Source organism: Streptomyces sp. NPDC026417 (assembly GCF_055567695.1).
In genome coordinates this window covers 46,688-71,705 of record NZ_JBVHPY010000007.1, presented here as the reverse complement: position 1 = coordinate 71,705, position 25,018 = coordinate 46,688, and the positions used below count along the sequence as shown (strand labels likewise).

Genomic DNA, 25,018 nt, shown 5'->3' with positions numbered 1-25,018 from the left:
GCTCGGGTGATGGGACGGGCGTGGAGTTGTTCGGGGCTGCGGTGGGGGACCGACGGGCCCGTGCTGGTGTGGGGCGGGGGGAGAAGCAGCCCGCTGGTCCGGGGCAGGCGGGTCGCCTTCGGGGTGGTGGAGGACGGGGTGCGGACCTGCGTGGGGGCGCGGGGGAACGCCTGTCCTTTGGCCGCCGTCGTGTCGGGTCGCAGCACCGGGGCGCGGTGCGAGGAGTGCGCGCGGCTGGAGCGGGCCCACTCCGTGGCCGCCGACACGCTCGCCGGCGACCCGCGGCCGTACCACGTGTATCTGGCCTGGTTCGGGCCCGGCCTGCTCAAGGTGGGGATCACCGGCGTCGAGCGGGGATCCGCGCGGTTGTTGGAGCAGGGGGCCGTCACCTTCACCTGGCTGGGACGCGGTCCGCTGATGGCGGCGCGGCGGTCCGAGGAGTTGCTGCGGGCCGCGCTCGGGGTGCCCGACCGGATTCCGTACGGGGAGAAGCGGGCGGTGCGCAGTGCCCTGCCCGGCACCGGCGCCAAGACCGCGGAGCGGGCGCGGCCCGGCGGCGCGGAGACGGCCGGGGCGGACACCGGGGCCGCGCTGCGGGCCGCCGAGATCGCCGAGTTGCATGCCAGGGCCGCACGGCTCGACGGGTGGCCCGAGTCCCTGGAGCGCCTGCCGTTCCGGCCCGTCGACCACACGGGGGTGTTCGGGCTGACAGGGCTGCCGCCCGCCGACGGGGTGGTGAGCGAGCTGGCCGCCGGGTGCGCCGTGAGCGGTGAGCTGCTCGCCGCGGCCGGTCCGGATCTGCATCTCGCCACCGATCGCGGGGTCGTCGTCCTCGACACACGTCTCATGCCCGGCTGGCAGCTGACCGCCGCCGACGCGGAGGGACTCCCGCCCTTTCCCGTACGGGAGCCGAGGCGGCAGGCGGACAGCGTTCAGGACGGGCTGTTCTGACCACGGGGTCTCCCCGGCCCGGTCTGGACGCAGGCCGGTGTCCGGGCCGAGAGTGGCGGTCATGAGCGATCACCGCACCGCGGAGGGGACCGACGGCATGACCACCGCAAGCGGCACGGCCACCGGAACCGGCACGGGGGACGGCGAAGCCCCCGGAACCGGCACGGGGGACCGCACCGTGGCCCCCGGCACCGCCGAAGTGCGCCAATTCTGGGGGCGGCTGGGGCTTCCCGGTCTCGTAGACGTGCATACGCACTTCATGCCCGAGCAGGTCCTGCGCAAGGTCTGGGGCTACTTCGACCGGCTCGGGCCCCTCACCGGCGGCGTCGAGTGGCCGATCACCTACCGCGCCGACGAGGAGGAACGGCTCGCGGTCATCAGGGGGTTCGGCGCCCGCGCCTTCACCGCGATGCTCTACCCGCACAAGCCCGGCATGGCCCGGTGGCTGAACGAGTGGGCCGTCGGCTTCGCGCACCGCACCCCCGACTGTCTGCACACGGCGACCCTGTTCCCCGAGCCGGACGCCGAGGCCTATGTGAAGGAGGCCCTCGACGCGGGCGCCCGGGTCTTCAAGGCGCATGTGCAGGTGGGGGCGTACGACCCGTCGGACCCTCTGCTGGATCCCGTGTGGGGACTGCTCGCCGAGGCGGGTGTGCCGGCGGTCGTGCACTGCGGGTCGGGTCCCGCGCCGGGCCGGCACACCGGGCCGGGACCGATCGGGTCCGTCCTCGCCCGCCATCCGCGGCTGCGGCTCGTCGTCGCCCACCTCGGCATGCCCGAGTACGACGACTTCCTCGGGCTCGCCGAGCGGTACCGGGAGGTGCGGCTGGACACGACCATGGCGTTCACCGACTTCAGCGAGCGGCTCGCGCCGTTTCCCCGGGACGCGCTGCCGCGGCTCGCCGATCTGGGGGACCGGGTCCTGCTCGGCACCGACTTCCCCAACATCCCGTATCCGTACGCCCATCAACTGCACGCCCTGGAAGGCCTCGGGCTCGGCGACGACTGGCTGCGGGCGGTCTGCCACGACAACGGCGCCCGGCTGTTCGGGCTCTCCGGCTGACCGACCCGCGGGCCGTTCGGGCCCGTCGGCCGACAGGAGCCCATGGGCGCCTCCCGGGTGTTCCCAGAGAGGCACCTGTGCGTTTCTCAGGGAAATCACAGGTTCCCGAAAGGATGCTCTCAGCGGCGCCCAGCAGTGTGTCCGCCATGACCACGACCTCGCCCCAGGGGCGCACCGAACTGCTGAGGCCGGACGGGAGCCCCGTGCGGGTGCTGGTGGTGGACGACGAGCTGTCGATCACCGAGCTGCTGTCCATGGCCCTCCGCTACGAGGGCTGGCAGATCCGCAGCGCGGGCGACGGACACGGAGCGGTGCAGGCCGCCCGCGAGTTCCGGCCCGACGCCGTGGTGCTCGACATGATGCTGCCCGACATGGACGGGCTGGCGGTCCTCGGCCGGCTGCGCCGGGACCTGCCCGACGTGCCGGTGCTCTTCCTGACGGCCAAGGACGCCGTGGAGGACCGCATCGCCGGACTCACCGCGGGCGGCGACGACTACGTCACCAAGCCGTTCAGCCTCGAAGAGGTCGTGGCACGGCTGCGCGGGTTGATCCGGCGCTCCGGTGCCGCCGACCGGCGCAGCGACTCCGTGCTCGTGGTCGGGGACCTGACCCTGGACGAGGACAGCCACGAGGTGTCCCGGGGCGGCGAGAACATCCACCTCACGGCCACCGAGTTCGAGCTGCTGCGCTTCCTGATGCGCAACCCGCGCCGGGTCCTCAGCAAGGCGCAGATCCTCGACCGCGTGTGGTCGTACGACTTCGGCGGCCAGGCCAATGTCGTCGAGCTCTACATCTCCTACCTGCGGCGCAAGATCGACGCGGGGCGCGAGCCGATGATCCACACCCGGCGCGGCGCCGGATACCTGATCAAGCCCGCGGTGTCGTGAGCGGACGACGGCGGCCGCGCAAGCCGAGGCGGGCACCTCGGCCGCGGACGCTGCGGACGCGGCTCGTCGTCTCGGCGGTCGCGCTCATCGCGGTGGTGTGCGCCGTCATCGGCACGGTGACGACGATCGCGCTGGACCAGCATCTGTCCGACCAGCTGAACAGCCAGGTCGAAGAGGTCGGCATGCGGGCGACAGGCGGGCCCAGGAAGCCCGCCGGGTCGCAGCCGGACGTCGCCGACCGGGGCCCGGACGGCCAACTCGCCCTTCCGGACGACCCCTTCGACTTCGTGACGCGGGGCGGCACGCAGGTGGACACGGTCGTCGCCGAGGTGGACGACGACGGCGGTGTCTTCAAGGCGGTGGTCACCAAGGAGAACCCGGCGTCCGCGAGCCAGGGCTTCCGGATGACCACCAAGTCGCTCGGCGCGCGGCAGAGGGCGGTGCTCGCCTCCGTCCCGAAGACCGGCCTGCACACCGTGGATCTCCCGGGGCTCGGCGAGTACCGCGTCACGTACATGGACGGCAACCGCGGCAGCTTCTACGTCGCCCTGCCCACCGAGTCCGTGACCAGCACCATCAACACCCTCGTCCTCGTCGAGGTCAGCGTCACCGGCGCCGGTCTCGTCGCCGCCGGCATCGCCGGGTCCGTGCTCGTCGGGGTGGCCCTGCGACCGCTGCGCCGCGTCGCCGCCACCGCCACCCGGGTCTCCGAACTCCCGCTGCACAGCGGCGAGGTGACCCTCTACGAACGGGTCCCCGAGTCCGAGGCCGACCCGCACACCGAGGTCGGCCAGGTCGGCGCCGCGCTCAACCGCATGCTCGACCACATCCACGGCGCCCTGCACGCGAGACAGCAGAGCGAGACGCGCGTACGCCAGTTCGTCGCGGACGCGAGCCACGAGCTGCGGACGCCGCTGGCCTCCATCCGCGGGTACGCCGAGCTGACCCGGCGCGGGCGGGAGGAGACCGGGCCCGACACCCGGCACGCCCTCGGCCGGATCGAGTCCGAGGCGGGCCGCATGACGCTGCTGGTCGAGGACCTGCTGCTGCTCGCCCGTCTGGACGCCGGGCGCCCCCTCCGGAACGAGCAGACCGACCTGGTGCCGCTCGTCGTGGACGCGGTGAGCGACGCCCGGGCGGCCGGACGCGACCACAACTGGCGGCTGGAACTGCCCGACGAACCGGCCCTGGTCGCGGCGGACGCCGCCCGGCTGCAGCAGGTCCTCGTCAACCTGTTCGCGAACGCGCGCACCCACACGCCGCCCGGCACGACGGTCACCGCGCGGGTGCACCGGCACGGCCCGTGGCTGTGCGTGGACGTCCAGGACGACGGGCCGGGCATCCCCGCGGACCTGCTCCCCCGGGTCTTCGAGCGGTTCGCGCGCGGCGACTCCTCCCGCTCCCGTGCCTCGGGGTCGACGGGTCTGGGGCTGGCCATCGTGCAGGCCGTCGTGTCCGCCCACGGCGGCGCCGTGACCGTCGACAGCGTCCCCGGCCGGACCGTGTTCACGGTGCACCTGCCCGCGCTCGCCGTCGGGACGGTGCCGCGGGCGTACTCACAGGCACAGCACAGCGCCACCACACGGGCGTAACAGGGCGGTTGACGAATGTCGTCGTCATGCGAACCGACTCTTCTCCCGGCAGCCTGCCGGCGCGGGAGCACCTCCCGGCCGGAAACGCCGGTACGCCTGTCCTGGACGTAGTGGTCCCCGTCTACAACGAGGAGAAGGACCTCCTGCCGTGCGTGCGGCGTCTGCACGAGCACCTCACGCGCACCTTCCCGTACACGTTCCGCATCACGATCGCGGACAACGCGTCCACCGACACCACACCGCTGGTGGCCGCCCGGCTGGAGTCGGAGATCGCGGAGGTCGGATCCTTCCGGCTGGAGCAGAAGGGCCGCGGCCGGGCGCTGCGCACCGTCTGGTCCGCCTCGGACGCGCCGGTCCTCGCCTACATGGACGTGGACCTGTCCACCGACCTCAACGCCCTGCTGCCGCTGGTGGCGCCGCTGATCTCCGGTCACTCGGACCTGGCGATCGGCTCCCGGCTCGCCCGCTCCTCGCGGGTGGTGCGCGGCGCCAAGCGGGAGTTCATCAGCCGCACCTACAACCTGATCCTGCGCGGCTCGCTGCAGGCCCGCTTCTCCGACGCCCAGTGCGGCTTCAAGGCGATCCGGCGGGACGTCGCCCAGGCACTGCTGCCGCTCGTGGAGGACACCGGCTGGTTCTTCGACACCGAGCTGCTGGTGCTCGCCGAGCGGGCCGGGCTGCGCATCCACGAGGTGCCGGTCGACTGGGTCGACGACCCCGACTCGACGGTGCACATCGTGAAGACGGCCACGGACGACCTGAAGGGCGTGTGGCGGGTGGGCCGGGCGCTCGCCACCGGCTCGCTGCCCCTGGACCGGCTGGCGCGGCCCTTCGGGGACGACCCGCGCGACCGCGAGCTGACCGGAGTGCCGCGCGGCCTGGCCCGCCAGCTGGTCGGCTTCTGCGTGGTGGGCGTTCTGTCCACCCTCTTCTACCTGCTGCTGTACTCCGGTTTCCGGGCCGTCTGCGGACCCCAGGCCGCCAACGCGCTCGCGCTGCTGGTCTCGGCGGTGGCGAACACGGCGGCCAATCGGCGGCTGACCTTCGGCGTCCGCGGCCGGGACCGCGCGATGCGGCATCAGGCGCAGGGGCTGGTGGTGTTCGGCATCGGGCTGATCCTCACCGGCGGGTCGCTCGCCGCCCTGAACGCGGCGACGTCCGAGCCCTCGCACTCCACGGAACTGGCGGTCCTCGTCGCCGCCAACCTCGCGGCCACGGTGCTGCGGTTCCTGCTCTTCCGGGCCTGGCTCTTCCCGGACCGCGACGAGCCCGCCTCCGTGGTGGTGGCCGCGCGCCACCCGGCCCCGCCCACCGGCTCCACGGCGGCGCACCCGTACGCCGAAGCGCCGCTGCCCGTGCGCCCGACGGCGCACCGGTCTCCGTACGACACCACAGAGGTCCGCGCCGGTGACGTCGCGGACCGCCACCGGGGGGACGCGACCGTGCAGCTGCAGACGGTGCGTCCGCACGATCACGATCCGAGGACCGCACGATGACGACTCAGCCCGACACGACCGCGCAGGGGCACCCCGGCACCTCCTGGGACCCGCCCGGCTCCGCCACGACGCACGAACCGGCCCTACGGGCCCCCGGGGCCGCCGGCCCGGGGGTCGGCGAGCCCCGGCAGCCGCTCGCGCGCCGGGTCTGGCGCGGCCGTCCCGAGGACCCGCGATGGGTGCGTCCCGCCCTTCTCGCGCTGCTCCTCGCCACCGGACTGCTCTACCTGTACAACCTGAGCGCGTCCGGCTACGCCAACTCGTTCTACTCCGCGGCGGTCCAGGCGGGCAGCCAGAGCTGGAAGGCGTTCTTCTTCGGTTCGCTGGACGCGGCGAACGCGATCACCGTCGACAAGCCTCCGGCCGCGCTGTGGCCGATGGCCCTGTCCGTGCGCGTCTTCGGTCTCGGCTCGTGGGCGATCCTCGTCCCCGAGGTGCTGATGGGCGTCGCCACGGTCGGCGTCCTCTACGCGGCCGTGCGGCGCCGCTTCTCCCCGGCCGCCGGCCTGATCGCCGGCGCGGTGCTGGCACTGACCCCCGTCGCCGCGCTGATGTTCCGGTTCAACAACCCGGACGCGCTGCTGGCGCTGCTCATGACCGTCACGGTGTACTGCGTGATCCGCGCCCTGGAGGACGGCCGCACCAAGTGGCTGGTCTGGGCGGGCGTCGCGGTCGGCTTCGCCTTCCTGACGAAGACCCTGCAGGCCTTCCTGATCCTGCCGCCGCTGGCGATCCTGTACGGGGTCTGCGGCCCGGTGAGGCCGAGGAAGCGGCTCGGGCAGCTCGCCCTCGCCACGGCGGCGCTGGTCGTCTCGGGCGGCTGGTGGGTCGCGATCGTCGAGCTGTGGCCGGCCTCCTCCCGCCCGTACATCGGCGGCTCGCAGAACAACTCGTTCCTGGAACTGACCTTCGGCTACAACGGCCTGGGCCGGATCAACGGCGAGGAGACCGGCAGCGTCGGCGGCGGTGGCGGTGGCGGTGGCGGTGGCGGCACCGGACAGTGGGGCGAGACCGGCTGGGACCGGATGTTCAACTCCGAGATCGGCAGCCAGATCTCGTGGCTGCTGCCGGCCGCGCTGATCCTGCTGGTCGCCGGTCTCTGGCTCACCCGGAAGGCCGCGCGGACCGATCCGGTCCGCGGTTCCTTCCTCGCCTGGGGCGGCGCGCTGCTGATGACCGTGCTCGTCTTCAGCTACATGGCCGGCATCTTCCACCAGTACTACACGGTGGCCCTCGCCCCCTACATCGCGGCCGTCGTCGGCATGGGCGCCACGGTGCTGTGGGAGGAGCGGGGACGGGTCCAGGCCTCGCTGACGCTCGCCGCCTCGGTCACCGCCGCGGCGGTCTGGGGCTATGTGCTCCTCAACCGCACCCCGGACTACCTGCCGTGGCTGAAGTGGCCGGTGCTCGTCGGCGGACTGCTCGGCGCGCTGGGACTGATCTTCGTGACGCGTCTCGGCCGCCGGGTGGCCCTCGCGGCGGCCGGGCTGAGCCTCGTGGCGGCGTTCGCGGGCCCGACCGCGTACACGCTGAGCACGGTGGACACCGGGCACACGGGCTCGATCGTCACGGCCGGCCCGTCCGGCGCGAGCATGATGGGCGGCCGGGGCGGCGGCCCCGGGGGCGGTGGCCGGCCGGGCGGTCCGCCGGGCGGGAACCAGCAGAACGGCACCGGACAGGGCGGCGGCACGGGGCAACCCCCGACCGGCGGCAACGGCGGCTTCCCCGGTGGCGGCCAGGCCCCGCAGGGCAACGGCCAGGCTCCACAGGGCAACGGCCAGGCTCCACAGGGCGGTACGGGCATGGGCGACGGCGGCGGGGGTGGCGGCATGGGCGGTCTGCTCAACGGTGCCTCCGTCGGCGCCGAGGCGAAGAAGCTGCTCACGGCCGACGCCGACGCGTACACCTGGGTGGCCGCGACCATCGGCTCCCAGAACGGCGCCAGCTACCAGCTCGCCACCGGTGAACCGGTGATGGCGATCGGCGGCTTCAACGGCAGCGACCCGTCCCCGACACTCGCCCAGTTCAAGAAGTACGTGCAGGACGGAAGGATCCACTACTTCATCTCGGGCGGCATGGGCGGCGGTGGCGGCAACTCCGGCTCCGCCTCCGGCATCACCTCGTGGGTCGAGGCCCACTACAAGAAGGTGACGGTCGGCTCGGCCACCTTCTACGACCTCACACAGCCGACGAGCGGCAGCTGACCGAACTCGTCCACCAGGCGGTGGCCCAGGGCGCGAGCGCTCCGGGCCACCGCCTCCGGCATGCTGCCGAAACCCGCCTTGTACGGCGTACGGGGACTGTTCTACGGTGTATGTCGATCACTCCCGTATGCCGTGGAAGGGCTCCGCATGACGGCACAGGCGACCGCCGGCACCGCCCCCTCCTCCCAGGGCCATCCGCAACGCTGGCTGATCCTGGGCGTCATCTGCCTCGCGCAGCTCACCGTGCTGCTCGACAACACCGTCCTGAACGTGGCGATCCCCTCCCTCACCCGGGAGCTGGGGGCCGGCACCTCCGACATCCAGTGGATGATCAACGCGTACTCGCTGGTGCAGTCGGGGCTGCTGCTCACGGCGGGCAGCGCGGCCGACCGCTACGGCCGCAAGAAGATGCTCGTCACGGGCCTGGTGCTGTTCGGCCTCGGCTCCCTGGCGGCCGGACTCGCCGACTCCACCGGCCGGTTGATCGCCGCCCGGGCCGGCATGGGCGTGGGCGGCGCGCTGCTGCTCACCACCACGCTCGCCGTCGCGATGCAGATCTTCACGCCCGAGGAGCACCCGAAGGCCATCGGCGTCTGGAGCGCGGTCAACGCCCTCGGCTTCGCGGTGGGCCCGCTGCTCGGCGGCTTCATGCTGGGCCATTTCCCGTGGGGCGCGATCTTCCTGCTCAACCTGCCCGTGGCGGCGCTGGCGCTCGCCGCCGTCGTCGCGCTCGTACCGGAGTCGAAGAACCCGCAGGGGGACCGCCCGGACCTGCTCGGCGCGCTGCTCTCCACCGTCGGCATGACCGCGCTCGTGTACGCGATCATCTCCGGCCCCGGGCACGGCTGGACCTCGGGCCGGGTCCTCGTCACGGCGGCCGTCGCGGTGCTGGTGCTGGCCCTCTTCGGCCACTGGGAGAGCCGGATCCCGCATCCGATGCTGGATCTGCGCTTCTTCCGCGACCGCCGCCTCACCGGTGCGGTCGCCGGTGCCGTCCTGATCACCTTCGGGATGGGCGGCGCGCTCTTCCTGCTCACCCAGCACCTGCAGTTCGTCCTCGGCTACGGCCCGCTGGAGGCGGGACTGCGCACGGCTCCGCTGGCGCTGGCGGTCGTGGCGCTCAACTTCTCCGGTCTGTCGGCGCGGTGGACCGCGCGGCTCGGGACACCGGTCTCGATCGCGCTGGGCATGGTGCTGATGTCCGGCGGGCTGGTGTCGATCGCGACGCTCGCGGGACACGGCTACGCCGGAACCCTGCTCGGACTGCTGCTGATCGGCGCGGGCTGCGCCGTCGCCAACCCCGCCATGGCGCACGCCATCATGAGCGCCATCCCGCCGGCCAGGGCGGGCGTGGGCGCGGGCATCAACGGCACCCTCGCCGAGTTCGGCAACGGCCTCGGCGTGGCGGTGCTCGGCGCGGTCCTCAACTCCCGTTTCGCGGCGCTGGTCCCGGTCGCCGCGGCCTCCCTCCCGGCGGCGCTCGCCTCGGCGGACTCGGAGCGGGAACGGGCCGGGATCACCGACGCGTTCTCCTCGGGGCTGGAGACCAGCCAGCTGGTGGGCGCGGTGGCCGTCCTCCTCGGCGGACTGCTCGCGGCGGCGTTGCTGCACCGGGCCGAGAGGGCAGACTCCGCGGTGGCGGTGTCCGCGTGACGCCTTCCGGCGGAAGGACGGGCGGACCGGGCATCGGGGCCGGGACCCCGGGAATCCGTCACAGCCTCAGGTTCCGCAGATCCGAGAAAGGTGGGCCATGGTGAGGGCAGCCGACCGGGCCGGGCGTCCGGCCCGGACCAGCGTCTGGTTGGAGGGCAAGGCCCCCAGGGGCCGTACGGGACGCGGCGGCGGCCAGCCGTCCGGGCTCGACCGCGACCGCATCACCGCGGCCACCGTGCGGCTGCTCGACGCGGAGGGGCTGGCCAGGTTCTCCATGCGCCGTCTCGCCGCGGAGCTGAACGTCACCGCGATGTCCGTGTACTGGTACGTCGACACCAAGGACGACCTGCTCGAACTCGCCCTGGACGCGGCCTTCGGCGAACTGCGGCCGCCCGATCCCGACTCGGGTGAGGACTGGCGCGACCAGCTGCGTGCCGTGGCCGCCGGGTACCGGGCCCTGCTCGTGCGCCATCCGTGGGTCTCCCCGCTCGTCGGCAGCTTCCTGAACATCGGCCCGCACTCCATGGCCTTCTCGCACTGCGTGCAGCGGATCGTCGGCAACACCGGGCTGCCCAGGCGCGGCCACACGGGTGCCCTTTCGGCCGTTTTCCAGTTCGTCTACGGCTTCGGCACGATCGAGGGCCACTTCGTGCAGCGCTGCGCCACGGCGGGCATGACCCAGGACGAGTACTTCCGCCACGCCATGGGCACGATCCGCGACCAGCCCGAGTTCGCGACGCAGTTCGCGGGCGCCGCGGACCTCATGGAGGCCCGCGGCGGCGACACGGTGGAGGAGATGCGCGAGCGCGACTTCGGCTTCGCCCTGGAGACGCTGATCGCGGGAATCGAGACGATGGTCGCCAGAGGCTGACCGGCGAAGTCCGCGCGTCCTGGCGGGCCCGCACCGCCCGCTCGGGCCCGGCCGGCACCGCCCGACCGTGTCCGGCCGACACCGCCCAACTGGGTCTGGCATGCACGCTCGACTGGGTCCGGCCGGCGCCGCCCAGCCGGGCTCGGCGGAGGCCGCGTGTCCGGGCCGGGTGAGCCGCGTGTCCGGGCGGGGTGGTGGCCGCAGGCCCGAGTCCGGCGAGCGCGGACCCGACCGGGACCGGCCGGTACCGCCCGACCGGGTCTCGCCTGCATCGCCCAACCGGGTCTGGCCAGCACCGCCCGTCCGGGTCCGGCCGGCACCGCCCGACTGAGTCTGGCCGGCCCCGCCCAGCCCGGGCTCGGCGGAGGCCGCGTGTCCGGGCCGGGGGAGGGCCGCGCCTCCGGGCGGGGTGGTGGCCGCAGGCTCGGGTCGGGCGACCACGGCCCCGACCGGGTCCCGCCTGCACCGCCCAACCGGGTCTGGCGTGCACGCTCGTGCGGGTCCGGACGGCACCGCGGCACCGCTCCCGCTGGTTCGGCGGCGGTGGCCGCCCGGGCGGGGCTGGAGGGGCCCTCTCGCATCCGGCGGAGAGAAGCCCGGGTCAGTCCTGCGAGGCGACCCGCGCCGGGAAACCCCCCGTCGCCACCGGCCCCCAGCGCTCGGGGGTGACCCGGATGATCGACTTGCCCTGCTTGCGCATGGCCTCCCGGTACTCGTCCCAGTCCGGGTGCTCGCCCGCGATGTTGCGGTAGTACTCGACGAGCGGCTCGACGGACTCCGGTGCGTCGAGGACCTCGGCGGTGCCGTCGATCTGGACCCAGGGCCCGTTCCACTCGTCGCTCAGCACGATGAGGCTGACCCGCTCGTCGCGCTTGGCGTTCCGTGTCTTGGCGCGCTCCGGGTAGGTGGAGACGACGATGCGGCCCGAGTCGTCGACCCCGCAGGTCAGGGGTGAGCCCTGGGGGCCGCCGTCGGCCCGCCGGGTCAGCAGGACGGCGCGGTGCCGCGGTCGTACGAAGTCCAGCAACTCGTCCAGGGATACCGAGGTGTTCGTCGCGATGTTGGCTGCCATCCGGACAGCCTAGGACTCGATCGCCTCCGTGAGGTCGTCGTACACGGCGACGTCCCGCCGCAGCCCGGTCAGCTCCAGCACGCGGCTCACCAGCCCCCCGGGGGCCGCCACCACCCGCAGCTCGGTCCGGGACGTGCGGTGCAGCCGCTCCCGCACCTCGTTGATGAGGCGCACGCCCTGCGAGTCCATGAAGCCGGTCCGGGTCAGGTCCAGGACGAGCAGGCGCAACCGGCCCTCGTGCGAGTCCACGATGCCCATGGTCGCGGCGCACACGGAGTCGGCGTTGGAGATGTCGATGTCCGCGGGCAGCGTGACGAGCGTGCGGTTCGGCAGGTCACGTGGGGTCGGGGAGAAGATCATGGCAACTCACCTGAAAGACATGTGTCCGGATCCGATGAGGCCGCTTCCTGACCTGTACCGCCATTCCACCACGCGCGCGCACGACTTCGGAAGCTCGGCCACCGAGCCGCAGCCTCACCCCATCGGAGCAGCTAAAGTGCTGTTCGTCCTGTGCTCGCAGTCGGGAATGTGCTGCGGAGCTCTCCTGCGCATGGCGCCGGGGCCTGTCGTCGTACGGCGACGGGAGCCTGGCCATGCATGCCGAAGAGGTTCGTGGTGGCTGCGTCCGACTTTTCTGAATTGCCCCATTTTCCGGTGGGTTTCGAGCTGGCCGAGGCTCTGACGGTGGCCGCTCAGCAGCTGCACGAGACATCCACGGCGAACGGCACCCTGCGCACCGCGGCCCGCCTCGCCGTCCATCTGCTGCCCGGCGCCGAGCACGCGGGTGTCTCCGTCATCGAGCGCACCGCGCACCGCCAGACCCTCGCCTGGACCGACGACGTGGTGCGCTCCGCCGACGCACTCGACGCGGGCCGGGAGCACGAGGCGTACTGGAACGGGCTGTGGAGCGCGCCGGTCGCCGGCATCGAGGACAGCGCCGCCGACGACGACGGCGAACTCGCCCTGTCCAGCCTGGGGCTGCGCTCGGTGCTCTCCCTGCGCCTGCGCGCCGACCGCCGCCGGGTCACCGTGCTCACCGCCTATGCGCGCAAGCCCCGCGCCTTCGACGACTCGGCCACCCGGATCGGCCGGCTCCTCACCGCACAGGTCAGCATCGCCCTGGAGTCGGCCACCGTACGCGAGCAGTTGACGGAGGCCATGCGCACCCGCGACCTGATCGGGCAGGCGACGGGCATCCTCATGGAACGCCTGGACATCGACGCGGCGGAGGCGTTCGACAGCCTGGTGCGGACCTCGCAGCGCGAGAACGTGAAGCTGCGCGACCTGGCCGGGCGGATCGTGGAGGCACGGGACCAGGCGTGAGCGGGTGCCGACGGGATACCCGTCCGGTATGAGACCCCCAGCCGATCCACTCCGGACACCTCGGGCCGTACCGGACGCCGGCACGCTGCACGAGGCGCTGGCGCAGGGCGGCGGCCTCGACACCCTGCTCAAGGACCTCACCGAGCGCGCGGTGCTCGCCGTGGAGGGCGCGGCGGCCTGCAGCATCACCGTGCGGAGGGACGGGCGGCTGCTCACCCTCGCGGGCACGAACGGCCTGCCGAGCGGCCTGGACCAGCGGCAGTACGAGAACGGCGACGGGCCCTGCGTCAGGGCGGCGGAGGCGGACACCGAACAGCACTCCCCGGATCTGACGGAGGAGAGCCGCTGGCCCGCGTACACCGCGTACGCGCTCTCGCAGGGCGTCCGTTCGGTGCTGGCGGTCCCCCTGTCGGTCGACGGGGAGACGGACGCGGCGCTGAACTTCTACGCGGTGACGGAGGACGCCTTCCGCGACCGGCGCGGGACCGCCCGGATGTTCGCGGCGCGCGCCTCGGAGGCCATCAACGCCGCCCTGCGCATCGAGCGCGAGCGGACCTCCGCGGTGGACGTGCGGACCGCGCTGCTCTCCCGCAGCGTGATCGACCAGGCGGTCGGCATCCTCATGGCGAAGGAGCGCTGCGACGCCCGGGTGGCGCTCGACATGCTCCGCCGCGCCTCGCAGGACTCGAACGTCAAGCTCAGGGACCTGTGCGGGGACCTGGTCGCCCGGGTGGCGCGTTCCGCCCCGGCCCGCGACGGCGGGGCGCCGGACGGCTCCCGGACCGGCGGCTGAGGAAGCCGACGGTCCGGGAGCGTCGTGTCGCCCCCCGGGGACCTGCGCTGTCGGCCGGGGCAGCAAACGGGGTCGCGGGAACGGCGGGTGAGGTGCAGTCAGGCGGACGGCAGCGAGTCGCCCTGGACCGCCTGGATGTCCAGCTCCACCCTGAGGGTGGTGCCGATGGCGGAGATGCCCGCCTGGAGCACCTGGTTGTAGTTCATCGCGAAGTCCTCGCGGCGCAGTTCGGCGGTGGCGCGGAACGCGGCGCGCGTGCCGCCCCAGGGGTCGGCGCCGGTGCCGAGGTAGGCGAGGTCCAGGTCGACGGGGCGTACGACGCCGTGCATGGTCAGCTCGCCGTGCACCGTCCAGCGGTCGGCCCCGGCAGGGCTCAGGCCCGTCGAGCGGAAGGTGAGGTGGGGGTACGCCGCCACGTCCAGGAAGTCCGGCGACTTGAGGTGCCCGTCGCGCATGGCATTGCCCGTGTCGATGGAGGCCGCGGAGATCACCGCCTCCACCCGGGACTTCGCGACCTCGTCCGGAGCGATCTCGATCAGGCCGGAGAACTCCGTGAACCGGCCGTGCACGCTGGAGATGCCCAGGTGCTGGGCGACAGCGCCCACCGAGGAGTGCGCCGGGTCGATGGTCCAGGGCCCCGGCGGGGGCAGCTCGGTGCCGCCCTGCCGGGCGAGGACCACGTTCCCGATCTCGGCCCGGCCGCTCGCCGTGACGATGGCGCTGGACGCCGCCGGGGCGTACCCGACCGCGGTGACGATCACGGTGTAGGCGCCGGGCGCCAGCACGGTCGTGTCGCGCACGGCTCCTTCGCCGTCGGCCTCGGCCCGCACCACCTGCGTGCCGGTCGTGTCGGTCACCGTGACGACCGCGTGCGACACGGCCCATCCGTCCCGCGTGCGAATCCTTGCGGTCAGTCCCATCCCGTTTTCTCCTTGCAAGCCAGGCTGTCCGGACCGGCGGAACCGGTCGGACCGGTCGAAAAAGAGACCGGCCCGTGGGGCACACCTCCGCTCGGAGTGCGCCCCACGGGCCGGAGCCGAACTACTCGCCCGGGTGGGAGAGTTCGATGTCGTGCCCCTCGGCACCGCGGCCGTTCACGGTCAGCGAGGTGGCGACCGGCGGGTAGCCCGTCGCGATGACGGTGTACTCGCCGCTGTCCAGGTCGGTGAAGGCGTACGCCCCGTCGGCGCCGGTCCGCGCCGTGCCGACCACGTTGCCGGCCCCGTCGACCAGCGTCACCCGGGCGTCGGCCAGCGGCCCGCCCGGTGCCCGGACGACCCCCTGGACCTGCGCGCCCGCGCTGAGCTCGACCTCGACCCGGGTGACACCGGTGCCGCCGACCTCCACGGGCAGGGCCGTCGGCCGGTGCCCGGCGGCGTTCACCGCGACGGTCACGGAACCGGGGACCAGCTCGGCGAAGGTGAACTCGCCCTGCTCGCCGGTGGTTCCGGTGGCCAGCACGTCGCCGCGTACGTCGGTCACGATGACCATGGCGTCCCTGACCGCGGTCCCGGACTCGGCGCCCCGCACCACACCGCTCAGCCCGCTCGTGCCGCTCAGCAGGATGTCGTAGGCGAGCGGCTCGCCGTTGACGACGATCGTCGAGGCCTGCGGCTGGAAGCCGTCGGCGGAGGCGATCAGGACGTACGAGCCCGTGCCCGGCGCGTCGACGGCATAGGCGCCGTCGGCCTGCGCGACCGACCGGCCCAGCTGCCGTCCCGCGAGCGAGATCAGCGTCACCGCGGCCCGCGGCACGGGAGCGCTCTCGGCGCCCCGGACGTGGCCGCGCACCGGGATGCCGCCGCCGGACACCGGTCCGGCCGCCGTCGCCGCGCCGGCCGCGGCCGACCGCCGGGTCGCGTCCGGACCCGTCTCGGCGGACGTGCCGACCAGGCTGGGCACCTTCTCCTCGCCGGAACCGGCGGTACCGCCCGACTCGAAGGCCTCGGCCGCCTCGGGGATCCCCGCGTCCGCGGCCGCCTCGGCGGTGGCCTGCGCCATGCCGCCGGAGGTCCGCAGCGGAACCTCCTTGATGAACAGCGTGATCAGGAAGGCGACCAGTGCCATGGCGGAGGCGATCAGGAAGACGTCGGCGATGCCGTGGCCGTACGCGCTCTCCATCACGGTGCGCAGCGGAGCGGGCAGGGCGTCCATGTCCGGGATGCTGCCGGAGCCCGAACCGCCGGCGGCGGCCGCGTACTTCGGGTCGAGGTCGGCCAGGCCGTCCTTGACGTAGTCGGTGATGCGGGTGGACATGACCGCGCCGAGCGCGGAGACGCCCATGGCACCGCCGAGGGACCGGAAGAAGGTCACGGTGGAGCTGGCGGAGCCGAGGTCGGACGGCGCCACCTGGTTCTGCGTGCAGAGCACCAGGTTCTGCATCATCATGCCGATGCCCAGACCCATCAGGGCCATGAAGATCGCGATGTGCCAGTACGTCGTGTCGTAGCGGATCGTGCCGAGCAGGCCGAGCCCCGCGGTGACCAGGACGCCGCCGCTGACGAGCCAGCCCTTCCACTTGCCGGTCTTGGTGATGATCTGGCCGGAGACGGTGGACGAGACGAACAGACCGCCGATCATCGGAATGGTCATCACGCCCGACATCGTCGGGGACTTGTCGCGGGCCAGCTGGAAGTACTGGCTGAAGAAGACCGTGCCGGTGAACATCGCGACACCCACGAAGAGCGAGGCGAGGGAGGCGAGGGTGATGGTGCGGTTGCGGAACAGCCGCAGCGGGATGATCGGCTCGGCGGCCTTCGACTCGACGAGCACGAAGAGCAGCCCGAGGACGATCGAACCGCCGACCATCGCGCCGGTCTGCCACGACATCCAGTCGTACTTGTCACCGGCGAAGGTGACCCACAGGAGCAGCAGGGAGACGGCGGCGGAGATGAAGAAGGCGCCGCTCCAGTCGACCTTGACGTCCCGCTTCACGACCGGGAGCTTCAGGGTCTTCTGCAGCACGATCAGCGCGATGATCGCGAAGGGCACACCGACGTAGAAGCACCAGCGCCAGCCGAGCCAGGAGGTGTCCGTGATGACACCGCCGAGCAGCGGCCCGCCGACGGTCGCGACGGCGAAGGTCGCACCGAGGTAGCCGGAGTAACGGCCCCGCTCGCGCGGGGAGATCATCGCGGCCATCACGATCTGCGCCAGGGCGGACAGGCCGCCGACGCCGATGCCCTGCACCACACGGCAGGCGATGAGCATGCCGGAGTTCTGCGAGAGGCCGGCCACGACCGAACCGGCCACATAGATGATCAGCGCTGTCTGGACGAGCGCCTTCTTGCTGAACAGGTCGGACAGCTTGCCCCACAGCGGGGTGGTCGCCGTCATGGCCAGCAGTGCGGCGGTGACGACCCAGGTGTAGGCCGACTGGCCGCCGCCCAGGTCCCCGATGATCTCGGGAAGGGCGTTGGAGACGATCGTCGACGACAGGATCGCGACGAACATGCCGAGCAGCAGCCCGGAGAGCGCCTCCATGATCTGCCGGTGCGTCATCGGAGCGCCGTCGGAGGACCCACCTCCGTGCTTGGCGTGAGCCCGCACACCGGCTGGTGTGGTCGTTGCCATGGGCTTCCTTCTCTTACGTTTATGCGGGTGTACGGGTGGTCGGTTCCGTCGCGTACGAGTGCGGGGGCGCCGGCGGCCGGTGCGGCGCGGCGGCACGGCAGTCGCCGAAGCTCTCCCGCAGCCGGGCCATGAGGGCGATGAGCAGGCCGACCTCGTCGTCGGACCAGTCGCTCAGCCGGTCGGCGAGGAGCTGGGACGAGCGCTGGGAGAGCTCGTCGAGCTGCTCCTGCCCCGCGGCGGTGAGGTGCAGGATGCGCGAGCGCTTGTCGGCCGGGTCGGGGGACCTCTCGATCCACCCCCGGTCCGCGACATGGGCGACGTGGCGGCTGGTCACCGACATGTCCACGGAGAGCAGCTCGGCGAGCCTGCTCATCCGCATGTCGCCGTGCCGGCCGAGCAGCGTCAGCACGGCGGCGGAACCCGCCGGGCAGTCGTGCGGCAGGATCCGCCCCATGTCCCTCTTCACGGCACCGATGGCGCTGAGCTGACGAGCCAGTTCCTCGTACTGCGCCCGCTCGGCCATCGCACCTCCCGTATTCGTTGCTTAGGGCAACCATAGAGACAGTTGGTTGCCACAGGCAAACGAAATCGGGACCAGTCGCCCTAAAAACTTGGCAAAGGCAAGCATTGGCGACTGTAAACCTGCAGGTCAGAGGGGGTTCGGAGGGGTGCTGCCCCGCTTCGGGCCCGCCCGGCCCCCGGCAGCGGTGCTCCCGGACGCCGCCCCGCCGCGAGCGCGGAAAGGGGTCACGACCCGGGAGGAAAGGCACCACCGGAACCCGGCCGGAACCGTGCCGGAGGACGCCGGGGGAACCCGGCACTTGGGCTGACCCCGCGCATTCGCTAGGGTCCAGGGCCATGGCAAACACCCAGGGCCCCGAGGGCAACTACGACCCCGCGGGTAGCACCCAGATGTTCCGGGCTTTCGTCGACGAGGGCCCCCAGGCCCGACCGCAGCAGGCGGCCCAGTCGGGCCCCCGCATCGGCCTGATCCTCGGCGTCGTCGCCGCCGTGGTGGTCGTCGCAGCCGTGGCCTGGCTGGCGCTCTCGTAACCGGCGGCCCGCCCCCGGGGGCGGGCTACCTCCAGCGGACGGACACGTCCCGCGTCTCGACGTGCATGCCCAGCGGTACGCGCCACGCGTCGACGCACACCGTCCAGGTCCCTTCCTTCGTGGCGCCGGCCGCGATCGGGGCCGGCACGTCCTCGGTCGACTCGATCGTCGCCCAGTCGATCCCGAGCCCCCCGACGATGTGCGTCCCGAAGGTCACCGTGCCCGAACGCACCGCCGTACCGCCGGTGTTGCGGAAGGGGACCGTCACCTTCTCGCACCACCTCCGGTCGGCCGCCGCCCGCCGTGGCTCGCCGGCGGTGAGCACGGCGGGTCCCGTTGAGGGACTCGCCGGGGCGCCGCTCGCCCCGCCCTCCCCGGAACCGCCGCCGGTGCCGCCGGGAGTGTCCTGAGGGTTCGCGGTGCCCGGCTCCGCCGTCGGCCCGCCGCCCCTACCGGGCCCGGCCGCAGCGGAGTCGGTTCCCGGGTCACCCGCCCGCGCAGCCTCCGAGCCGTCCGTCCGAGGGCCCCCGGAACCCTCCGCTCGCGCCCTGCCGGAGCCACGAGCCGCTTCGGGGCCCGCACCCCCGTCGGCTCCGGACGCACGACCTCCCCCGTCCAGCGGCGCCAGCGTCACGTCACCGGTGGGGGCCACCGCCCCGGACGCGCGCGGGCCCCCGCCGGCCGGACCGACCGCGACGTACCCCTCGCCGCCCCCGCTGCCGCACGCCGCCAGCGCGCTTCCCAGACAGACGACGGCCGCCGAGGCGCCCACCAGGGCACCTCGACGGCCGCGTATCGACTCTCGACGCATCGCGCCAGTGTGGCTGACGGATCGTCAATTCTGAAGAGTCAGTCGGAGATGAGCCCCTCGCGCAGCTGGGCGAGGGTCCGCGTGAGCAGCCGGGAGACGTGCATCTGCGAGATGCCGACCTCCTCGCCGATCTGCGACTGCGTCATGTTCGCGAAGAAGCGCAGCATGATGATGCGGCGCTCGCGGGGCGGCAGCTTGGCCAGCAGCGGCTTGAGGGACTCGCGGTACTCGACGCCCTCCAGGGAGGGGTCCTCGTAGCCGAGGCGGTCGGCGAGGGAGCCCTCGCCGCCGTCGTCCTCGGGGGCCGGGGAGTCCAGCGAGGAGGCCGTGTACGCGTTGCCGACGGCCAGGCCGTCGACCACGTCCTCCTCGGACACGCCGAGGACCACGGCCAGTTCGGCGACGGTCGGCGAGCGGTCCAGCTTCTGCGAGAGCTCGTCGCTGGCCTTGGTGAGGGCCAGCCGCAGCTCCTGCAGGCGGCGCGGGACCCGCACCGACCAGGAGGTGTCGCGGAAGAAGCGTTTGATCTCGCCGACGACCGTCGGCATCGCGAACGTCGGGAACTCGACGCCGCGTTCGCAGTCGAAGCGGTCGATCGCCTTGATCAGGCCGATGGTGCCGACCTGGACGATGTCCTCCATCGGCTCGTTGCGCGAACGGAAGCGCGCGGCCGCGTACCGGACGAGCGGGAGGTTCAGCTCGATGAGGGTGTCGCGTACGTAGGCGCGCTCGGGGCTGTTCTCGTCGAGTGCGGCCAGCCGCAGGAACAGGGAGCGGGACAGGGTGCGGGTGTCGATGGCTCCCGAGGCAGGAAGGGCCGGGACGGCGGCTTCCTGGTCCGGGAGGGCCGGGACGGCTTCCTGGTCCGGAAGGGCCGGGACGTCGTGAAGCACGTCGGGCGCCGAGTCGCTCTTGGTGAGCGTGAGCACCTTCGAGCTGCCCTGGTCTGCGGACATGCCACCCCCTTTGGGTCGCGGACGGTCGCGGCGGACGCTCCCGTCGGAGGAACGCAGCCTCCACCTGAATACCGGCGGCGGGGCCGCGGCAAACGCGCTTCCGGCAGAATGTCACATGTCGGCAACACGCTGTAGTGACATGTCGACATGGGAAGGGTGAATCGGCCCTGGAAAGAGGGGGTCTGACGGTTTATCAGTGCAGAACCGTCGGAAAAAAGCCCGCTGAGCGATTCGCTCCCAGCGGTTACGCCTCGATCCTGTTTGCGGATCGCAGACGCGCGAAACTGCGCGCGAGAAGCCTTGACACATGCATCTGGGAGACACCCAGTTCGGCGCTGATCTGTGACTGCGTCAGATTGCTGTAATAGCGCAGCAGCAGAATCCGCTGCTCCCGTTCGGGCAGCTGTACGAGAAGGTGACGCACGAGATCGCGGTGTTCGACTCCGTCCAGCGCCGGGTCCTCGTAGCCGAGCCGGTCCAGCAGCCCGGGCAGTCCGTCACCTTCCTGGGCGGCCTCCAGCGAGGTCGCGTGGTACGAGCGCCCGGCCTCGATGCAGGACAGGACCTCCTCCTCGGAGATCCGCAGCCGCTCGGCGATCTCGGCGGTGGTCGGCGACCGCCCGAAGGCGGTCGTCAGGTCCTCGGTGGCGCTGTTCACCTGCACCCAGAGCTCGTGCAGCCGGCGGGGGACGTGGACGGTGCGCACGTTGTCCCGGAAGTACCGCTTGATCTCCCCGACGACGGTCGGCATGGCGAAGGTCGGGAACTGCACGCCCCGGTCGGGGTCGAAGCGGTCGATGGCGTTGATCAGGCCGATGGTGCCGACCTGGACGACGTCCTCCATCGGCTCGTTGCGGGAGCGGAAGCGGGCGGCCGCGTACCGGACGAGCGGCAGGTTCGCCTCGATCAGCGCCCCGCGCACCCGTCCGTGCTCGGGGCTGCCCGGCTCCAAGTGCTTGAGCTGCCCGAAGAGCACCTGCGTCAGGGCCCGGGTGTCGGCTCCGCGGCGCTTCTCCGGCGCGGGAGCGGGCTGCTCCTCGGCGGCGGGCGGCTGGGCGGGAGCGGGGGACGGAGCGGCCGGGACGGAAGCGGGTGCGGGTGCGGGCGCGGAGGGCAGGGCGGGGGCGGACGGCCGGGCGGGAGCGGAGGCCGGGGCCTGGGGGAGGCCCTGGACCCGGGTCTGGTCGGGGGCTTCCTCCTGGGGTGGCGCAGTACTGGCCGACACGGTCAACGCCACCTCTTCATTCGTCAACGATCCGTCGACGTCTCCGTCAACTCATCCGTCAAAAGCGGTCATAGCATCACAAGACATGTGCACTGTGTGCAAGCACCGCATAACACCGTGTTGATGGTCAGTTGGGTACATAGGACGCAAAAGGCCCCTCGCCGGTCGTGGCGAGGGGCTCCGGGTGGGGGCGGCGCGCTCTCAGAACGGGTAGTCGGCGATCACCCACGTGGCGAACTCCCGCCACAGCGCCACGCCCGCCTGGTGCGCGGGGTGCTCCAGGTAGCGCTTGAGCGCATCGGTGTCCTCCACGGCCGAGTTGATCGCGAAGTCGTACGCGATGGGCCGGTCGGTGATGTTCCAGTCGCACTCCCAGAAGGCGAGCTCCGGGATCTGCCCGCCGAGCGCCCGGAAGGCGGCGACCCCGGCGACGACCCGGGGGTCGTCGCGCTGGACGCCCTCGTTGAGCTTGAAGAGGACCAGATGGCGGATCACGGGTGCTCCCGGGGGTGCGGCGGGCGGGCCGCCCGGCCGCGGACGCCGGGGCCGGCGCGGCTGAACCGCGCGGAGGAACTAGTCCTGGGCTCCGTTGGCGACCCACGTCATGAAGTCGCCGACGGCCTGGGCGGCATTCGATATGCCCTCGAACCCTATCTGGACGTAGTCCGCGGCCTTGGCCGGGTCGGTGATGATCACGTAGAGCGCGAAGACCACGAGCACGTAGACGGCGATCTTCTTCGAATTCACCGCCACCGCGGCCTCCCCTGTGCCTGCTGTGCCCCGGTGGGCCCCCTGTTGCCGGCGGTGAGTGTATCCCGACCAGGTGTTCGGACACCCGGAGAAGATCACGTGTCCACCAGCCCCTCACCTCGCCCCCGGGAACCGGGCAAAGCACGAAGGGCCCCGTCTCGCGACGGGGCCCTTCACAAGCGGTAGCGGAGGGATTTGAACCCTCGGTGACTTGCGCCACACTCGCTTTCGAGGCGAGCTCCTTCGGCCGCTCGGACACGCTACCGAGGGAGACCCTACCCCAAGGTGGGCCGTGGTCAGAAATCCGTTTCGGCGGCTTCCCCGTGATCAGCGGTCCCGGAAGAAAACCGTCAGCAGGCGCGCGCTCTCGGCGGCGAGGACACCCTCGATCACCTCGGGACGGTGGTTGAGCCGCCGGTCCCGTACGACGTCCCACACGGAGCCCGCGGCGCCCGCCTTCTCGTCGCGCGCGCCGTAGACGACCCGGTCCACCCGGGACTGCACGAGCGCGCCCGCGCACATCGTGCACGGCTCCAGGGTGACGACGAGCGTGCACCCGGTCAGCCGCCACTCTCCGGTCCGCGCCGCGGCCCTGCGGAGCGCGAGGACCTCGGCGTGCGCCGTCGGATCGCCGGTGAGCTCGCGCTCGTTGTGCCCGGACGCGAGCACCGTCGTGCCGTCCGCGGACAGCACGACGGCGCCGACGGGGACGTCCCCGCCCCCGACGGCCCGCCGGGCCTGCTCCAGGGCGAGCCGCATCGCGGACCGCCAGGGGTCGCGTACGGGGTCGGGCGGGGAGGTCTCCTCTGTACTGCTCACCGGGGGAACCTAACGGACGGTCTCCAGGACCTCCGCGGCCCCCAGCGCCTCGGCGATCGTGTTGAGCGCGTCGCCCGCGTGGAGGGTGAGCAGCTCCTTCTCGCTGACGCCCAGGTCGGAGAGGACCTCGCGGTCCCCCACCGGGCTGTGCGGCACGGCCTCGCCGGACGCGCCGGTCTCTTGTTCGTCGTCGTCGGAGTCTGCTCCCTCACCGTCTTCCGTGCCGTCGAGGTCGAGGGAGTCCAGGTCGGGGACGTCGTCGTCACCGGGATCCCTTCCGAGAAGTTCGTCGGTGAGCAGGATCTCGCCGTACGAACTGCGGGATGCTGCGGCGGCGTCCGAGACGTAGATACGAGGGTCCTCCTCGCCGTCCACGCGGACGACCCCGAACCATCCGTCCTCCTGCTCGATGAGGAGGAGGACCGTGTCGTCGTCGACCGAGGCCTCGCGGGCCAGGTCGGTGAAATCCGACAGGGTCTCCACATCGTCGAGCTCTGTGTCGCTCGCTTCCCACCCGTCTTCGGTGCGCGCGAGCAGTGCGGCGAAGTACACCGTGACTCTCCCACTGGTCATAGGCGTGCCGGTTGGGGGTCCCCCCGGCGGAGGCTGTGGGCGGGAACGCTGATGTGAGCCCCACCCACTCGGAATCGTGGCAGAAAGAGAGCGTCCAGGGGACGTCTTCGCCCTGCTGTGTCCGCCTCTTTTGATCGCTACCAGCGGGATCGTACGCGGCGGGAGGTCCCGCGGAGGCGCGCCACCGCCGGTTGCGGCGGGCGGGCGGCCGGACCCGGACGGCGGCGCGACGGGCGCGGGAGGGGCCCGGCTACCAGCGGAACGTGCGCATGCGCATGGCGTGGCGCAGCCGGGCCGCCTTGGCGCGGCGCGGCTGGACCCGGTCGCGCAGCTCGCGCGCCTCGGTCAGTTCCCGCAGGAACTGGGCGCGGCGTCTGCGGCGCTCGGCCTCCGTCTCCCGCTGCTCCAGGGAGTCGTCGTTCCGCTCCGGCATAGGCACACCACCCCAGGTACGTCCCTCCCACTTTCCCTCCGATGGCCCGTTTGATGCCAGCCGTGGGATGAAGCCGGGCCGGTCACGGCGTCGGACGGGGCGGTGGTGGGCGGGGAAAGCCCGGCTACTGTGGTGGACATGCGTCTCCACGTCGTCGACCACCCCCTGGTCGCCCATAAGCTCACCACGCTGCGCGACCGCCGCACCGACTCCCCGACCTTCCGGCGGCTCGCCGACGAGCTGGTCACCCTGCTCGCCTACGAGGCCACCCGGGACGTGCGCACGGAGCAGGTCGACATCGTGACTCCCGTCGCCTCCACCACCGGCGTCAAGCTCTCCCACCCGCGCCCGCTGGTCGTGCCGATCCTGCGGGCCGGCCTCGGCATGCTCGACGGCATGGTGCGGCTGCTGCCGACCGCCGAGGTGGGTTTCCTCGGCATGGTGCGCGACGAGGAGACGCTCCAGGCGTCCACGTACGCGACCCGGATGCCGGACGACCTCTCCGGGCGGCAGGTGTACGTCCTGGACCCGATGCTGGCGACCGGCGGCACGCTCGTCGCGGCCATCCAGGAGCTCATCAAGCGGGGCGCCGACGACGTCACGGCCGTGGTCCTGCTCGCCGCCCCCGAGGGCGTCGAGGTCATGGAGCGCGACCTGGCCGGCACGCCCGTCACCGTCGTCACGGCCTCGGTCGACGAGCGGCTCAACGAGCACGGCTACATCGTCCCAGGACTCGGGGACGCGGGCGACCGGATGTACGGCGCCGCGGAGTAGCGGTCCAGGATTCCCCGGGCGCAGCCCGGGACCGGGGGGCGGGGGGGGGGGGGGGGTGGGGGGGGGCTTCTTCCGTGTTGAGGGGGGTGGGTCGGGTCTCGCCCGGACGGCCAGTCCCTTGCTCGCCTTCTCCCTCTCGTGTCGCG

The 25,018-nt window shown here is 72.5% G+C and carries 25 protein-coding genes and 1 tRNA gene; 12 read left to right on the top strand and 14 right to left on the bottom strand.

From position 1 onward, the window contains the following. Positions 1–9 precede the first annotated feature (9 nt). From ACZ4NT_RS13310 to ACZ4NT_RS13275, 8 genes are all read left to right on the top strand, one after another. Positions 10–951, top strand: a complete 942-nt coding sequence (locus ACZ4NT_RS13310) for a DUF2797 domain-containing protein (protein ID WP_467725249.1) — start codon at positions 10–12, stop codon at positions 949–951. 97 nt (positions 952–1,048) lie between these two features. Next, complete coding sequence (locus ACZ4NT_RS13305) at positions 1,049–2,014, top strand: amidohydrolase family protein (protein WP_467725493.1); 966 nt, start codon at positions 1,049–1,051, stop codon at positions 2,012–2,014. A gap of 146 nt (positions 2,015–2,160) precedes the next feature. Continuing rightward, a complete protein-coding gene (locus ACZ4NT_RS13300; protein WP_183116956.1) occupies positions 2,161–2,901 on the top strand; it encodes a response regulator transcription factor in 741 nt (246 codons plus the stop codon). After that, the gene (locus tag ACZ4NT_RS13295; protein ID WP_467725247.1) at positions 2,898–4,493 is read left to right on the top strand and encodes a sensor histidine kinase; all 1,596 of its coding nucleotides are present in this window, start codon (positions 2,898–2,900) and stop codon (positions 4,491–4,493) included. The genes ACZ4NT_RS13300 and ACZ4NT_RS13295 overlap by 4 nt, the downstream gene beginning before the upstream one ends. Positions 4,494–4,519: 26 nt before the next feature. Next, positions 4,520–5,989: a bifunctional glycosyltransferase family 2/GtrA family protein gene (locus tag ACZ4NT_RS13290; RefSeq protein ID WP_467725245.1), complete on the top strand. Its 1,470-nt coding sequence runs from the start codon at positions 4,520–4,522 to the stop codon at positions 5,987–5,989. Further along, positions 5,986–8,193 (top strand): glycosyltransferase family 39 protein, encoded by a 2,208-nt coding sequence (locus ACZ4NT_RS13285; RefSeq protein ID WP_467725243.1) that lies wholly within the window; start codon positions 5,986–5,988, stop codon positions 8,191–8,193. The genes ACZ4NT_RS13290 and ACZ4NT_RS13285 overlap by 4 nt, the downstream gene beginning before the upstream one ends. Positions 8,194–8,340: 147 nt before the next feature. After that, positions 8,341–9,846 (top strand): MFS transporter, encoded by a 1,506-nt coding sequence (locus tag ACZ4NT_RS13280; protein ID WP_467725241.1) that lies wholly within the window; start codon positions 8,341–8,343, stop codon positions 9,844–9,846. Positions 9,847–9,943: 97 nt separating this feature from the next. Then, positions 9,944–10,717 carry a TetR/AcrR family transcriptional regulator C-terminal domain-containing protein gene (locus ACZ4NT_RS13275; RefSeq protein ID WP_121404900.1) on the top strand — a complete coding sequence of 258 codons (774 nt, stop codon included), beginning with the start codon at positions 9,944–9,946 and terminating at the stop codon, positions 10,715–10,717. 601 nt (positions 10,718–11,318) lie between these two features. Here the strand turns inward: ACZ4NT_RS13275 and ACZ4NT_RS13270 are convergent. Both ACZ4NT_RS13270 and ACZ4NT_RS13265 read right to left on the bottom strand, forming a co-directional pair. Further along, positions 11,319–11,789, bottom strand: a complete 471-nt coding sequence (locus ACZ4NT_RS13270) for a PPOX class F420-dependent oxidoreductase (protein WP_121404899.1) — start codon at positions 11,787–11,789, stop codon at positions 11,319–11,321. A 9-nt stretch (positions 11,790–11,798) separates the two neighbouring features. Then, on the bottom strand, positions 11,799–12,149 hold the full coding sequence (locus ACZ4NT_RS13265) for an STAS domain-containing protein (RefSeq protein ID WP_121404898.1): 351 nt from the start codon (positions 12,147–12,149) through the stop codon (positions 11,799–11,801). Between the two features lie 237 nt (positions 12,150–12,386). Between ACZ4NT_RS13265 and ACZ4NT_RS13260 the strand changes: the two genes are divergently transcribed. Both ACZ4NT_RS13260 and ACZ4NT_RS13255 read left to right on the top strand, forming a co-directional pair. Further along, the gene (locus ACZ4NT_RS13260; RefSeq protein ID WP_121404897.1) at positions 12,387–13,112 is read left to right on the top strand and encodes a GAF and ANTAR domain-containing protein; all 726 of its coding nucleotides are present in this window, start codon (positions 12,387–12,389) and stop codon (positions 13,110–13,112) included. Positions 13,113–13,140: 28 nt separating this feature from the next. After that, on the top strand, positions 13,141–13,905 hold the full coding sequence (locus tag ACZ4NT_RS13255; protein ID WP_121404896.1) for a GAF and ANTAR domain-containing protein: 765 nt from the start codon (positions 13,141–13,143) through the stop codon (positions 13,903–13,905). A gap of 98 nt (positions 13,906–14,003) precedes the next feature. On the opposite strand, the gene ACZ4NT_RS13250 is transcribed toward ACZ4NT_RS13255, so the two are convergent. From ACZ4NT_RS13250 to ACZ4NT_RS13240, 3 genes are all read right to left on the bottom strand, one after another. After that, on the bottom strand, positions 14,004–14,825 hold the full coding sequence (locus ACZ4NT_RS13250) for a YceI family protein (RefSeq protein WP_121404895.1): 822 nt from the start codon (positions 14,823–14,825) through the stop codon (positions 14,004–14,006). A gap of 121 nt (positions 14,826–14,946) precedes the next feature. Next, positions 14,947–17,406 carry an MFS transporter gene (locus ACZ4NT_RS13245; RefSeq protein ID WP_467725492.1) on the bottom strand — a complete coding sequence of 820 codons (2,460 nt, stop codon included), beginning with the start codon at positions 17,404–17,406 and terminating at the stop codon, positions 14,947–14,949. A gap of 91 nt (positions 17,407–17,497) precedes the next feature. Then, complete coding sequence (locus tag ACZ4NT_RS13240; protein WP_121404893.1) at positions 17,498–18,001, bottom strand: MarR family transcriptional regulator; 504 nt, start codon at positions 17,999–18,001, stop codon at positions 17,498–17,500. Positions 18,002–18,336: 335 nt separating this feature from the next. Between ACZ4NT_RS13240 and ACZ4NT_RS13235 the strand changes: the two genes are divergently transcribed. Further along, positions 18,337–18,531 (top strand): hypothetical protein, encoded by a 195-nt coding sequence (locus ACZ4NT_RS13235; RefSeq protein WP_121404892.1) that lies wholly within the window; start codon positions 18,337–18,339, stop codon positions 18,529–18,531. Between the two features lie 25 nt (positions 18,532–18,556). Here the strand turns inward: ACZ4NT_RS13235 and ACZ4NT_RS13230 are convergent, their stop codons facing one another. From ACZ4NT_RS13230 to ACZ4NT_RS13190, 9 genes are all read right to left on the bottom strand, one after another. Continuing rightward, the gene (locus tag ACZ4NT_RS13230; RefSeq protein WP_467725236.1) at positions 18,557–18,799 is read right to left on the bottom strand and encodes a hypothetical protein; all 243 of its coding nucleotides are present in this window, start codon (positions 18,797–18,799) and stop codon (positions 18,557–18,559) included. A 581-nt stretch (positions 18,800–19,380) separates the two neighbouring features. Beyond that, the gene (locus ACZ4NT_RS13225) at positions 19,381–20,298 is read right to left on the bottom strand and encodes an RNA polymerase sigma factor SigF (protein WP_121404890.1); all 918 of its coding nucleotides are present in this window, start codon (positions 20,296–20,298) and stop codon (positions 19,381–19,383) included. A gap of 244 nt (positions 20,299–20,542) precedes the next feature. Continuing rightward, on the bottom strand, positions 20,543–21,523 hold the full coding sequence (locus ACZ4NT_RS13220; RefSeq protein ID WP_467725234.1) for an RNA polymerase sigma factor SigF: 981 nt from the start codon (positions 21,521–21,523) through the stop codon (positions 20,543–20,545). Positions 21,524–21,724: 201 nt separating this feature from the next. Continuing rightward, positions 21,725–22,018, bottom strand: a complete 294-nt coding sequence (locus ACZ4NT_RS13215) for a Dabb family protein (RefSeq protein WP_121404888.1) — start codon at positions 22,016–22,018, stop codon at positions 21,725–21,727. 78 nt (positions 22,019–22,096) lie between these two features. Further along, on the bottom strand, positions 22,097–22,276 hold the full coding sequence (locus ACZ4NT_RS13210; protein WP_121404887.1) for a hypothetical protein: 180 nt from the start codon (positions 22,274–22,276) through the stop codon (positions 22,097–22,099). A 177-nt stretch (positions 22,277–22,453) separates the two neighbouring features. Continuing rightward, positions 22,454–22,538, bottom strand: a tRNA-Ser gene (locus ACZ4NT_RS13205). A 62-nt stretch (positions 22,539–22,600) separates the two neighbouring features. Continuing rightward, complete coding sequence (gene tadA, locus ACZ4NT_RS13200) at positions 22,601–23,032, bottom strand: tRNA adenosine(34) deaminase TadA (protein WP_121406312.1); 432 nt, start codon at positions 23,030–23,032, stop codon at positions 22,601–22,603. A gap of 69 nt (positions 23,033–23,101) precedes the next feature. Further along, positions 23,102–23,644, bottom strand: a complete 543-nt coding sequence (locus ACZ4NT_RS13195) for a tRNA adenosine deaminase-associated protein (RefSeq protein ID WP_121404886.1) — start codon at positions 23,642–23,644, stop codon at positions 23,102–23,104. A 271-nt stretch (positions 23,645–23,915) separates the two neighbouring features. Then, the gene (locus ACZ4NT_RS13190) at positions 23,916–24,098 is read right to left on the bottom strand and encodes a hypothetical protein (RefSeq protein ID WP_121404885.1); all 183 of its coding nucleotides are present in this window, start codon (positions 24,096–24,098) and stop codon (positions 23,916–23,918) included. Positions 24,099–24,236: 138 nt separating this feature from the next. Here ACZ4NT_RS13190 and upp point away from each other — a divergent pair, with 138 nt between their 5' ends. Further along, positions 24,237–24,872, top strand: a complete 636-nt coding sequence (gene upp, locus ACZ4NT_RS13185; protein WP_121406311.1) for a uracil phosphoribosyltransferase — start codon at positions 24,237–24,239, stop codon at positions 24,870–24,872. Positions 24,873–25,018 lie beyond the last annotated feature (146 nt).